General features: G+C 71.6%; 9 protein-coding genes and 1 pseudogene. 4 read left to right on the forward strand and 6 right to left on the reverse strand.

Going from position 1 to position 12,038, the window contains the following annotated elements; translation table 11 throughout:
• Positions 1-26 precede the first annotated feature (26 nt).
• The 3 genes from E4N63_RS14395 to E4N63_RS14405 form a co-directional block, all read right to left on the reverse strand.
• Entirely contained in the window at positions 27-602 is a 576-nt protein-coding gene (locus E4N63_RS14395) for a DinB family protein (RefSeq protein ID WP_125622067.1), read from the reverse strand.
• A 269-nt stretch (positions 603-871) separates the two neighbouring features.
• Positions 872-2,329 carry an aldehyde dehydrogenase family protein gene (locus E4N63_RS14400; RefSeq protein ID WP_230240852.1) on the reverse strand — a complete coding sequence of 486 codons (1,458 nt, stop codon included), beginning with the start codon at positions 2,327-2,329 and terminating at the stop codon, positions 872-874.
• A gap of 86 nt (positions 2,330-2,415) precedes the next feature.
• Positions 2,416-3,252, reverse strand: a complete 837-nt coding sequence (locus E4N63_RS14405; RefSeq protein ID WP_019707641.1) for a helix-turn-helix transcriptional regulator — start codon at positions 3,250-3,252, stop codon at positions 2,416-2,418.
• Between the two features lie 345 nt (positions 3,253-3,597).
• On the opposite strand from E4N63_RS14405, the gene E4N63_RS14410 reads away from it, so the two are divergent.
• A complete protein-coding gene (locus E4N63_RS14410) occupies positions 3,598-4,158 on the forward strand; it encodes an ATP-binding protein (RefSeq protein ID WP_078843359.1) in 561 nt (186 codons plus the stop codon).
• Positions 4,159-4,519: 361 nt separating this feature from the next.
• A complete protein-coding gene (locus tag E4N63_RS14415) occupies positions 4,520-7,021 on the forward strand; it encodes an ATP-dependent Clp protease ATP-binding subunit (protein ID WP_230240853.1) in 2,502 nt (833 codons plus the stop codon).
• 347 nt (positions 7,022-7,368) lie between these two features.
• On the opposite strand, the gene E4N63_RS14425 is transcribed toward E4N63_RS14415, so the two are convergent.
• Positions 7,369-7,608 carry a DUF397 domain-containing protein gene (locus E4N63_RS14425; RefSeq protein WP_030543907.1) on the reverse strand — a complete coding sequence of 80 codons (240 nt, stop codon included), beginning with the start codon at positions 7,606-7,608 and terminating at the stop codon, positions 7,369-7,371.
• 599 nt (positions 7,609-8,207) lie between these two features.
• Here E4N63_RS14425 and E4N63_RS14430 point away from each other — a divergent pair.
• Positions 8,208-9,749: an ATP-dependent DNA ligase gene (locus E4N63_RS14430; RefSeq protein WP_230240854.1), complete on the forward strand. Its 1,542-nt coding sequence runs from the start codon at positions 8,208-8,210 to the stop codon at positions 9,747-9,749.
• Between the two features lie 106 nt (positions 9,750-9,855).
• On the forward strand, positions 9,856-10,119 hold the full coding sequence (locus E4N63_RS14435; RefSeq protein ID WP_125622061.1) for a GlsB/YeaQ/YmgE family stress response membrane protein: 264 nt from the start codon (positions 9,856-9,858) through the stop codon (positions 10,117-10,119).
• Between the two features lie 568 nt (positions 10,120-10,687).
• Here the strand turns inward: E4N63_RS14435 and E4N63_RS31115 are convergent.
• A pseudogene (locus tag E4N63_RS31115) lies at positions 10,688-11,347 on the reverse strand (lysophospholipid acyltransferase family protein); the annotation flags it as partial.
• Complete coding sequence (locus E4N63_RS14445; RefSeq protein ID WP_230240855.1) at positions 11,233-11,985, reverse strand: GNAT family N-acetyltransferase; 753 nt, start codon at positions 11,983-11,985, stop codon at positions 11,233-11,235. The pseudogene E4N63_RS31115 and the gene E4N63_RS14445, both read right to left, overlap by 115 nt.
• Between the last annotated feature and the right edge of the window lie 53 nt (positions 11,986-12,038).

Genomic DNA, 12,038 nt, shown 5'->3' on the forward strand with positions numbered 1-12,038 from the left:
CCGGCCGGGGCCGGGAGGGCCGTCTCTCAGGCGGTGGCCCGGTTGCGGCGGTCGCGGTCCGCCTCCGCCTCGACCTCCATGTCGACCAGTTCGAACGCCGTCTTCCCGTCCAGGGATTCACGGATGATGTCGGCGTGGCCGGCGTGCCGGGCGACCTCCTGGATCAGCGTCAGGACCAGCCAGCGCATCGACCGCTCCGCCCCGGGCGGGAACCACGGCGCCTCGGGCAGCGCGAACGCGGCGTTGAGATCGGGCACCTCGCGGACGAAGCTCTCGGTGCGGGCGGCGACCGCGTCCCACTCGGCCAGTTTGCCGGCGATCGTCTCGTCGCCGATCAGTTCGAAGCTCTCGTGCCAGTTGGAGGCGTCGCGCTCCGTCGCGTACTTCAGGCCCCGGGCCGTCCGCACCCAGCCGTCCTCCGTCTCCACCAGGTGCTTGAGCAGGCCGGAGAGGGAGAGCTCGCTGACGCTCGGCTTCCGCGCCGCCTGCTCCTCGGTGAGACCGAGCAGCGAGCGCCGTACCGCCCCGCGCTGTGCCTCCAGGTAGGCGAGGAGGGCGCTGCGCTCGTCGCCGCGGGCCTCGGCTTCCACGAGAGTGGGCATGTTGGGAGGGCCTTTCTGTACGCGTACGCTCCGGTCCCGCCGGATGCGTACCGGTTGTTCGGAACGTCCCTCACGCTACGGGTACTTGCGGTCAGCTCCTGTCCGCAACATACGGGGGAACGGCAAAAGCACCGAGGCCCGGGCGGCGGGCCCGGGCCTCGGTGCTGCTGTGCGGTGCGGCTGTGCTGTGCGGTGGTGCGGTCGCCGGCTGTGCGTACGGCCGTCCGCTCGCGCCCCGGCGATTCCCCCGCGCCGGGCCGGTGGCGGGGTCAGAAGGGGAAGACGCTCCTGCCGTGCTGGATCGAGATCCACTTGGTGGTGGTGAAGGACTCGATCATGGCGTCACCGTTGAGCCGGCCGAGGCCGGAGTGCTTCTCCCCGCCGAACGGCACGATCGGCTCGTCGTGCACCGTGCTGTCGTTGACGTGGATCATGCCCGTCTCGATCCGCTGCGCGACCCGCACGCCGCGCTCGACGTCGGCCGTGTGGACGGCGCCGCTGAGCCCGTACGGGGTGTCGTTCGCGATCCGTACCGCCTCGTCCTCGTCCTCGACGGGGACGAGGACGACCACCGGACCGAAGATCTCCTGGCAGAGGGCGTCCGAGCCCTCCGGCACATCGGTGAGGACGGTGGGCGAGACCAGGGTGCCCTCGCTCCCGCCGCGGACCAGGGCGGTCGCGCCGGCCTCGATGGTGCGCTCCACCAGCGAGGTGACGGCCTCGGCCTGCGCGGGGTTGATGAGCGGGCCGATCTGGGTCTCCGGGTCGGCCGGGTCGCCCACCTTGAGGGAGCGGACCTTGGCGGTGAACTTCTCGGTGAACTCGTCGAGGACGGCGCGGTGCACCAGCACGCGGTTGGCGGACATGCAGACCTGCCCCTGGTGGACGAAGCGGCTGAACACCGCCGCGTCGACCGCGTAGTCGAGGTCCGCGTCCTCCAGCACGATCAGGGCGCTGTTGCCGCCGAGTTCGAGAACCGAGCGCTTGAAGTGGGAGGCGGCGACGGTGCCCACATGGCGGCCGACCTTGTCCGAGCCGGTGAAGGAGATGACCTTGGGCACCGGGTGCTCGATGAAGGCGTCGCCGATCTCCGCGATGTCGGTGATGACGACGTTCAGCACACCGGGCGGCAGACCGGCGTCCTCCAGGATCTTCGCGACCAGGGAACCGCCGACGATCGGGGTGTTCTGGTGCGGCTTGAGGACGACGGCGTTGCCGAGGGCGAGGGCCGGGGCGACGGATTTGAACGACAGCAGGAACGGGAAGTTGAACGGGCTGATGACGCTGACGACGCCGACCGGCTGCCGGTAGACCCGGTTCTCCTTGCCGTCGGCGGCCGCCGGGAGGATCCGCCCCTCGGGCCGGACCGCCAGCAGGATCGCCTCACGCAGGAACTCCTTGGCGAGGTGGAGTTCGAAGGCGGCCTTGAGGCGCGTGCCGCCGAGCTCCGCGATGATCGCCTCGGTGATCTCCTCCTGGCGCTCGTCGATGAGGGTGAGCGCCCGCTCGAAGACCGCTCGGCGGGTGTACGGGTTGGTGGCCGCCCACGCGCGCTGGGCCCGCTCGGCGGCCCGGTAGGCCTCGTCGACCTCGTCGACGGTGGCGATGGTGATGGCCGCCAGCTTGTCCCCGTTGTAGGGGTTGAAATCGATGATGTCCCACGAGCCGGTGCCGGACTTCCACTCACCGGCTATGTACTGGTGGGCCAAATCTGCGAAGTAGGACATGCCACCCCTGACGTGGAGACCGGAGCGCCGGGCGGGGCGCACGCGGAGGGATCGGACTCCTGACGGATTGTCATCGTACTGATGTCTCAGTAGTCCCGGAGGATTTTACCGATGAGTTCGCGGCTCGCGGCCGGGTCGGGGCTGTCCGCGCGCAAGCGGTCCAGCACGCGCCGGTACTGCCGGACGTCCTCGGGCTTGTCGAGGTAGAGCGCGCTGGTGAGCTGCTCCAGATAGACGATGTCCGAGAGATCGGACTCCGGGAACCGCAGCAGGGTGAAGGCCCCGCTCTCGCCGGCGTGGCCGCCGAAGGAGAACGGCATGATCTGGAGCGTCACCCGCGCGTGCTCGGACATCTCGGTGAGATGGCGGAGCTGGCCGCGCATCACCTCCCGGTCGCCGTAGGGCCGGTGCAGCGCCGCCTCGTCCAGGATGAGGTGGAACTCCGGTCCGCGCTCGGCGACGAGCAGCTTCTGCCGCTCCAGGCGCAGGGCGACGCGCCGGTCGATCTCCGACGGAGGCGCGTCGGGCTGGCCGCGGGTGACGACGGCGTGGGCGTAGGCCTCGGTCTGCAGCAGACCGGGCACGAACTGCACCTCGTAGCCGAGGATGCCGGAGGCCGCGCCCTCCAGGCCGACGTAGGTCTGGAACCAGCCCGGCAGCACATCGCCGAAGCTGTGCCACCAGCCGGCGACATTGGCCTCCCGGGCCAGGCCCAGGAGGGCGTCGCGCTCGGCCGGGTCGGTGACTCCGTAGAGCGTTAGCAGGTCCTCGACGTCCCGGGCCTTGAAGCTCACCCGGCCCAGCTCCATCCGGCTGATCTTGGACTCGGAGGCGCGGATCGAGTACCCCGCGGCCTCGCGGGTGACGCCCCTGGATTCGCGGAGCCGTCTGAGCTGCGAGCCGAGGAGGATGCGGCGCACCATCGAGCCACTGGATCCTCCTGCCCCGCCCGTTCCGCTTCCCGGCTGCCCTGTGCTCATGTGCCGACTACCTGTCTCCGTAGTTGATGCACTGCGACCGTCAACAGGCGAAGTCTGCCACTTCCGGGCTCCGTTGCGTGCCGGTCCGGTTACACAAAGCGGAGACGGACGGGAAGTCCGGTGGAGCCGGGCCCGAAGATTAACGGTTCAATCCACCGCAATCCCGGGCAATACCGTCAGCTGCACGTGCATCTGCCCTTGCATCTGACGTACGCATTGGGAACGATGGTCCCCAGCACCACAGCACGGCTGCCTCGACCGATTCCACTTGGGCCAGGAGTGCCTCGCATGGGGACCAAAGGATCGACCATGCTCGAGCCGTTACGGCGGGAGCTTCCGCCCATCGGCTATGAGGCGGTCTCCAGCAGCGCCACCTGCTCGCTCGCGCCGCACTACGAATCGGTGGGGGGCGCACGCCGGTTCACCCGGTCCGCGCTCTCGGAGTGGGATCTCGACGACCACTTCGACACGGTCGCGCTGGTCGTCTCGGAACTGGTCACCAACGCGCTGCGGCACGCCCTGCCGGACGCCCTGTCCACCGCCGCCCGCCAGGACCCGGCCGCGGGGACGCGCACGGCGGAACCGGCCGTGCGGCTGCATCTGATGCGCTGGAGCACTCATCTGGTCTGCGCCGTACGGGACCCCAGCCGGGACAGCCCGGTCACGGGGAGACATCTGCCGGAGGACCCCGAGCGCGCCGGGGAGTCCGGCCGCGGTCTCCATCTCGTCGAGGCCTTCAGCGACAACTGGGGCTGGCATCCGCTCGCGGGGACGCTGCGCGGGAAGGTCGTCTGGGCACTGTTCCGGCTGCCGGCGCTCCGGGTGCGCCAGGGGCCTGTCGTCACATGATCTCGGCCGATGGATCATGGTCGGGTGGCACGTCGCCATGAACTGTCCGATGCAGAGCGGGAGTCCCAGCCGCTGCTCCGCCGGTGAGCCGTAGACGGCACGTTCACCCGGATACTCCGGGCCGCACGGGCGAGGGTGGATGCGGCCGGAGACATCGACTGCCGGTGTCGGTCGACTCCCCAATCGCGCGGAGCCACGGCCGCCTCGTGCCCGATCGCCTGTGACATCTGCGGCTCCGCATCAGGACGCCCGTCGCTCACCTGCCGCGTTCGCGCGCCGGGACAATCCGGCGGAGAGTAGCCACGTAAGGGATATTTCGACTACGGCAGGCTGCGCGCTGCGGTGGCGCCCGCATGACGGGATGGTCCTTGTGACAACTTCGCCCTTCGGGTCCGGCGACCCGTTCTCCGATCTCTTCAACCGTTTCTTCGGCATGAGTCCGGGAGCCTCGCCGCCGGCCGTACAGCGCGTGCCCATCGGGCGACTGCTCAGCGATTCCTCTCACGAGCTGCTGGCGGCGGCAGGCGGCCGGGCGGCCGAGGACGGGGCCGATCTCGACACTGTGCACCTGCTGTGGGCCGCCACGCAGGTGCCGACCGCCCGGCAGGTGCTGGAGCAGGCAGGCGCTGATCCGGACCAGCTGGCTGCGGACCTGCAGGAGAACCTTCCCACCGGAACCGGCGGCCCCGGGCTCACCCCGGCGGCGAAGCGCGCCCTGCTTGCCGCCCACGCCCACTCCCAGGCGGCCGGTGCCTCGTACATCGGTCCGGAGCACATCCTCACCGCGTTGCTGGACGATTCGGACCTCGCCCGCACGCTGGAATCCGAGGGGGTCTCCCCCGGCGCGCTGAGCGGCGGCGGAGCCGGCCGGAAGGCGCCGTCGGGCGGGCACAGCGACACCCCCACCTTGGACGAATACGGGCGCGACCTCACCGACGAGGCCCGCAGCGGACGCCTCGACCCGGTGATCGGCCGGGCCGAGGAGATCGAGCAGACCGTGGAGGTCCTTTCCCGGCGCACCAAGAACAACCCCGTGCTCACCGGGGATCCCGGCGTCGGCAAGACCGCCATCGTCGAAGGGCTGGCGCAGCGGATCGTCGCCGGAGAGGTCCCGAAGGCTCTGCGCGACCGCCGCGTCGTGAGCCTCGACATGGCCGGCCTGGTCGCCGGGTCCAAGTACCGGGGAGAGTTCGAGGAGCGGCTGAAGAAGGTGATCGACGAGGTCACGGAGTCCGAGAGCGGCATCGTCCTGTTCATCGACGAGCTGCACACGGTCGTCGGCGCCGGCGGAGGCGCCGAAGGCGCCATGGACGCCGGAAACATCCTCAAGCCCGCGCTCGCCCGGGGCGACCTCAGCGTCGTCGGCGCCACCACCATCGACGAGTACCGCAGGTACATCGAGAAGGACGCCGCCCTCGAACGCCGCTTCCAGCCGGTCATGGTGCGCGAGCCCACCGTCGAGGAGACGGTCGAGATCCTGCACGGGCTCCGCGACTCCTACGAGGCCCACCACCAGGTCCGTTACACGGACGAGTCCCTGGACGCCGCGGCCGCCCTGTCCGATCGCTACATCACCGACCGCTTCCTGCCGGACAAGGCGATCGACCTCATGGACCAGGCAGGAGCCCGGGTGGGACTGCGCGGCCTCGGCGCCCCGGCCGGGACGGCGAGCCTGGAAGACCGCCTCACCAAGCTCCGCAGGGAGAAGGACGAGGCCGTCAGCACCGAGGACTACGAACGCGCAGCACAGCTCAAGGGGCAGATCCGGCAGACGGAGCGGGAACTCGCCGGCGCCGGCGGGGAGCGGGAAGAGGCCGGCAGCGTGACTCCCGAGGACATCGCCGATGTGCTCTCCGCGCGCACCGGCATCCCCGTCTCCCAGCTCACCGAGACCGAGCGCGAGCGGCTCACGAAGCTCGAAGAGGCCCTGCACGAACGCGTGGTCGGCCAGGACGAGGCAGTCACTGCCGTCTCCCAGGCCGTGCGCCGCGGGCGGGCGGGCATGGGAGACCCCGACCGGCCAACCGGCAGCTTCCTCTTCCTCGGACCCACGGGTGTCGGCAAGACGGAGCTGGCCAAGGCACTTGCGGAACTGCTCTTCGGAGACACCGACCGGATGATCCGCTTCGACATGAGCGAGTTCCAGGAGAAGCACACCGTCTCCCGGCTCGTCGGCTCCCCGCCCGGATACGTCGGTTACGAGGAGGCCGGGCAGCTCACCGAGGCGGTGCGCCGCAAGCCGTACAGCGTCATGCTGTTCGACGAGGTCGAGAAGGCCCACCCGGACGTCTTCAACCTGCTGCTGCAGGTACTGGACGACGGACGGCTCACGGACGCCCAGGGACGCACGATCGACTTCCGGCACACCGTGGTCATCATGACCAGCAACATCGCCTCCCAGCGCATCCTGGACCACCGGGGGGAGGTCGACGACATCAGGGATGACCTGATGGCCGAACTCCAGGGGCATTTCCGGCCCGAGTTCCTCAACCGCATCGACGAGATCATCGTCTTCCACGCCCTGACCCGGGCGGACCTGGTGCGCATTGTCGACCTTCTGCTGGAACGCAGCAGGCGCAGGCTCCACGCCCAGCAGATCAACCTCGAGGTCACCGAGACCGCCAAGGAGTGGCTGGCCAATCGTGGCTACCAGCCGGAGTTCGGGGCCCGGCCGCTGCGCCGTACCATCCAGACGGAGCTCGACAACCGCCTTTCGAACATGCTGCTCAGCGGCTCGCTCAATCCGGACGACACCGTCGTCGCCGATGTCAAGGACGGCGAGCTGGCACTGGCCCTCGGTCCGGCGGCCGACTCGGGCGGTGCGGAAGCGCCGGAGCCGGACGCAGCAAGTCCGACCGAGTAGCCGATCTGAGCTGGATTTCCCCATCTTGGGTCGGGTTGGGGTCGACAGCGTCGCCGCCGGGATCGAAGGCGCCATGGCGGCGACCGGCCGGTGGGAGGTCGGCGCGGTGCTCGGCGTCGTGGCGGAGCTCGCCGGCGACGACCTGCTCGGCCGCGTGATCCGCCGGCTCCCGCCCGGGTACGCGCCGGCGTCCGGCCGGCGGGCGCGGCATGAGGGAGTGTGCAGGGCGTCCGGCGACCGGGCGTACGGGAGGTGGGGGATCTGCGGGGTGGTCCGTGAGGCCCGGGGACCGGCCGGGGACGGCGACCCGGCCTGCCTGCCTGCCTGCCTGCCTGCCGCGGAGCGGGTCAGTCCCTGATCAGGTGATCGAACTCCCCGTCCTTGATGCCCAGCAGCATCGCCTCGACCTCGGCCGGCGTGTAGATCAGCGCGGGCCCGTCGGGGTGGCGCGAGTTGCGCACCGCGACGTCACCTCCGGGCAGCTTGGCGAACTCCACACAAGCACCCTGTGAATTGCTGTGCCGGCTCTTCTGCCACACGACCTCCCTCAGTTCCGTGGCGGCCATACCGTTGTACGCGTGATGCACAGGACTCTCCCGAAATGGCTCGGCGGTATCCCGCCGTATGTGTGGGGGGTTGTGGGCTGCCCGGATCATAACCGCGTTCACATGCCCATGCATGAGCCTTTGCACGTGCACCATCGGTATGCGAACCACTCCGCACGGTTTCCGCGGAGTCCGCAATTCCCCCTTTTCCCTGGAGCGGCGGGGTACCGCTCCAGCCCTCGCCGCTTTCCCGGGGGCGCACGTCAGCACCGTTACTCCACGCCGTGACATGCGTCACTCCACCCCCACGGGCCTTCCCCCGGGGCAGGAGAAGAAGGCCGGCAACTCAATGCAGGTCTCCTGGTCGATATGGATGACGTGAAGAACGTTCATCTGGTTGGTTCCCGGCCGGGAATTTCCCCGGTTTCTTCGGAGAGGGTGCACGGAGGCTTTTCTCCGTGGACACCGCCCCCGTTTTCGTCGCACCTTGCGCCGCGCTTCGTCGCGCTGGGCAAGGGGCAATGGACCCGGGGTCACATCCCCGCGGAACCGCTGGGAAGAAGCAGAAGAGGCATCCCCGGTATGCGGCCGAATGCCGGTGCCCCGGGCTGCGGTGCGGGAGCGGGGGTAGGGATGACGGCATGCTGCTGGCCGAACTCGCGGAGACGTCCAGAGACGTCGCCGCCACCTCCGCCCGCTCGGAGAAGACGCGTCTGCTCGCCCGGCTGTTCCGGGACGCCGAGCCCGCCGAGGCTCCTCTGATCATCACCTATCTGGCGGGCCGGCTGCCCCAGCGGCGGATCGGGGTCGGCTGGAGCGTCCTCAAGGAGCACCGGCCGCCGGCGCCCGAGCCGCGGCTGTCCGTCCTGGAGGTCGACGCCGCGCTCGGCACCATCGCGGCCGTCTCCGGCACCGGCGCGCTGGCGGAACGGAAACGGCTGGTGGGCGCGCTGCTGGAGGCGGCGACCGAGGAAGAGCAGCGGTTTCTGCTCGGGCTGCTCTCCGGCGAACCGCGGCAGGGCGCGCTGGACGCGCTCGCCGTGGAAGGGCTGGCCGCCGCCACCGGCGCGGAGCCGGCCGAGGTGCGCCGCGCCGTGATGCTGGGCGGTTCGCTCGGCGGAGTCGCCGAGGTGCTGCTGGAGCGGGGGCCGGCCGCGCTCGCCGACTTCCGGCTGCGGGTCGGCCGGCCGGTGCTGCCGATGCTGGCGCACACCGCGAAGAGCGTGGACGAGGCGCTGGACAAGCTGGGCCCGTGCGCGGTCGAGGAGAAGCTCGACGGCATCCGGGTGCAGGTGCACCGGGACGGCGACTCCGTACGGATCTGGACCCGCACCCTGGACGAGATCACCGACCGGCTGCCGGAGGTGACCGAGGCGGCCCGGGCACTGGCGGCCCGCAGCGCCGTGCTCGACGGTGAGGTGATCGCCCTGCGGGAGGACGGCCGGCCGCGGCCCTTCCAGGAGGTCTCCGGACGGGTCGGTTCGCGCGCGGACGTCTCCGCCGCCCGGCTGTCGCTGCCGCTCTCCGCCGTCTTCTTCGACCTGTTGTCGGTGAACGGCCGCGACCTGCTCGAACTCCCCGCCTCCGCGCGCCACGCCGAACTGGCCCGGGTGGTGCCGGAGCCCCTGCGCGTACGGCGTCTGGAGGCCGCCGCGCCGGAGACGGAGAAGACCCGGCGTGCGGTACGGGAGTTCGCCGCGGAGACCCTGGAGCGGGGGCACGAGGGGGTCGTGCTGAAGGCGCTGGACTCGGTGTACAACGCGGGGCGGCGCGGTTCCTCCTGGCTGAAGGTCAAGCCGGTGCACACCCTCGACCTGGTGGTGCTCGCCGCGGAGTGGGGCCACGGGCGGCGCAGCGGCAAGCTCTCCAACCTCCATCTCGGCGCGCGGCGGCCCGACGGCTCGTTCGCCATGCTCGGCAAGACGTTCAAGGGGCTCACCGACCGGCTGCTCGCCTGGCAGACGGAGCGGCTGCTGGATCTGGCCACCGCCCGGGAACCGTGGGGGGTGGTCGTCCGGCCGGAGCTGGTCGTCGAGATCGCGTTCGACGGGGTGCAGCGCTCGTCCCGCTATCCGGAGGGCATCACCCTGCGCTTCGCGCGGGTGCTCCGCTACCGCGAGGACAAACAGGCGTCCGAGGCCGACACCGTGGACGCCGTACGGGCGCTGTACGCGGTGGGTTGACGAAGGGGCCGGGCGGGCGCGGAGACCGGGGCCGTGGCGGCGCGGAGTGACGCGCACATGTCGGGGCAGACGCACATCACTACGGAGTCATTACGGAGAGGCAGACATGGAGATCTCGGGCATCATCAGTGCGATCATCATCGGCATCATCATCGGTGTGCTGGGCCGGCTCGTCATCCCCGGCCGGCAGCGGATCGGCGTGCTGTGGACGATCCTCGTCGGTATCGTCGCCGCGCTGATCGGCACGGCTCTCGCGGGTGCGCTGGGCGTCTCCGACACGGACGGCCCCGACTGGATCGAGTGGCTGATCCAGATCGCGCTGGCCGCCGCCGGTGTCGCCGCGCTCGACCGCGCCAAGGCACGGACCTGACCGCGCGGGCACCGGCCGCCTCCGGGTTAGGGGCGGGCCGGGGAGCACCGGTCCCACCGCCGGTGGAGGACCGATCAGAGGATGTTCCAGAGGCCCGGACCACTCGCCGACCAGTGGTCCGGGCCTCTGCCGTGCCCGCCACCCCATCTGCCGTTCCGGGTCCGGGTACGGGTTCAGGTCCGGGCCGGATCCCGCCCCGCCCGGCCGGCGGGGACGGCCGCGGGTGCCCGGCCCGGAGGACCGTCCGCCGGGCGCGGACCCGCGGGGCAGAGGGCGGAGGGGTGCGGGCGGCGGGGTGCGCGGCCGGGTCCGTGCCCCGTACGAGCGCCTGTGCGCGTGCGGCCAGGGAGCGCCGGCCCTCCGCGCCGGGCGCCGTCCGCAGCGGCGGGTGGACGCGGACCCGGACGGTGAGCGCGCGGGCGGTCAGCACCCGGCCCAGCGAACCGCCGAAACCGTCCTCGCCGACGAACGCCGCCACGGTGCTCGGGACGCCCGCCTGCTCATAGCCGAGGGTGACGGGCCGCACGGGCGCCCCGGCGTCGAGCGCCGCCTGGAACGCGGCCGGGCGGAACCGGCCGCCGGGGGCGGAGCAGTGCGTGATCCCCTCGGGGAAGACGGCCACGGACCGCCCGGCGCGCAACAGTCCGGCCAGGGTCTCCACGGTGCCGGGGAGGCCGCGCAGGCTGCCGCGGTCGATGAAGCGCGTACCGGCGCGCCGGACCATCGGTCCGAGCACCGGCCAGTCGCCGACCTCGCGCTTGGCGAGCAGGGTCACCGGTTCGACGGCCAGCAGGACGACCGCGTCGAGCCAGGAGACGTGGTTGGCGACGACGAGGGTGCCGGGCGCGGGCTCGCCCCGCGCGCCGCGTGCGCCCGGTGCGCTCAGGACGGTGCCGTCCGGGATCTCCAGCCGCACGCCGAGGGCGTCGAGCAGGGCGCGGGCCCGGCCGCGCAGCACCTCGGGCCGGGCGATGCCGTCGCCGTCGCGCAGTGCTCCGGCCAGTTCCCGGGTGAAGGCGGCCGCGCGGCGAAGGGCGGGCGCCGGGCGCACGGGCGGAGCGGTGTGCGCGACGCAGCCGGACGGGGTGCAGGGCGAGCCGGGGGCCCAGGGGTTCACCGGAGGTCGCCCAGGAAGAAGCGCCGGTAGCGGTCGTTCATCCGTTCGGTGTCGAGCAGGACGAAGAAGTCGGCGTCGCCGAACACCCGGTCGTGCTGCGGCGGTCCGCACATCCAGGCACCGGCCCGCAGATAGCCGCGGAGCAGCGGGGGCAGGGCGAGCGGGTCCGGCCGGGCGTCCACCGGGCGGGGCGGCGTCCACGGGTCGAGCGGCTGGACGCGCAGCGCGGGCGGGGCGGCGTGCCGGGTGGTGCCCAGCAGCCAGGCGTTCGCCGCCGCCTGCCCGCCGTCGCCCAGCGGCACCGAGGCGCAGCCGGCGAGATAGCGGTGCCCGGACAGCAGGACGTAGCGGGCGAGCCCCGACCACATGAGGTTGATGACGCCGCCCGAGCGGTGCGCGGGGTGCACGCAGGCCCGGCCGGCCTCGACCATGGAGGAGCGCACCTCGGCGGGCAGGGTGCGCAGATCGAACTCGGTTTCGGAGTACAGGTGCTCACTGCGGCCCGGGGGCAGCAGCCGGTAGGTGCCGACGGCCTCGCCGGTCGCCGTGTCGGTGACGACGAGGTGGTCCATCACGTCGTCGAAGGCGTCGGTGTCCCGCCCGTCGGCCGTCGGGCGCAGCCGGGCGCCCAGCTCCTCCGCGAAGACCTGGTGGCGCAGTCGCTGCGCGGCGTGGATCAGCTCATCGGTGTCGGCTATCGCCATGATGTACGAGGACGTGCCCGCCGAAGCGGTCGGTGTCGAGAGCATGCCATGACTGTGCCGGGCACCGCCCAATGCCCGGTGTCCGTACGGTGAGGGGG

It is taken from the genome of Streptomyces sp. MNU89 (assembly GCF_020982505.1).
Classification (GTDB): domain Bacteria; phylum Actinomycetota; class Actinomycetes; order Streptomycetales; family Streptomycetaceae; genus Streptomyces; species Streptomyces xinghaiensis.

Bases quoted from the DNA above. Each gene is read 5' to 3' on its own strand.
- E4N63_RS14395 (WP_125622067.1), bottom strand. From the start codon at position 602: ATGCCCACTCTCGTGGAAGCCGAGGCCCGCGGCGACGAGCGCAGCGCC.
- E4N63_RS14400 (WP_230240852.1), bottom strand. From the start codon at position 2,329: ATGTCCTACTTCGCAGATTTGGCCCACCAGTACATAGCCGGTGAGTGG.
- E4N63_RS14405 (WP_019707641.1), bottom strand. From the start codon at position 3,252: ATGGTGCGCCGCATCCTCCTCGGCTCGCAGCTCAGACGGCTCCGCGAA.
- E4N63_RS14410 (WP_078843359.1), top strand. From the start codon at position 3,598: ATGGGGACCAAAGGATCGACCATGCTCGAGCCGTTACGGCGGGAGCTT.
- E4N63_RS14415 (WP_230240853.1), top strand. From the start codon at position 4,520: ATGGTCCTTGTGACAACTTCGCCCTTCGGGTCCGGCGACCCGTTCTCC.
- E4N63_RS14430 (WP_230240854.1), top strand. From the start codon at position 8,208: ATGCTGCTGGCCGAACTCGCGGAGACGTCCAGAGACGTCGCCGCCACC.
- E4N63_RS14435 (WP_125622061.1), top strand. From the start codon at position 9,856: ATGGAGATCTCGGGCATCATCAGTGCGATCATCATCGGCATCATCATC.
- E4N63_RS14445 (WP_230240855.1), bottom strand. From the start codon at position 11,985: ATGCTCTCGACACCGACCGCTTCGGCGGGCACGTCCTCGTACATCATG.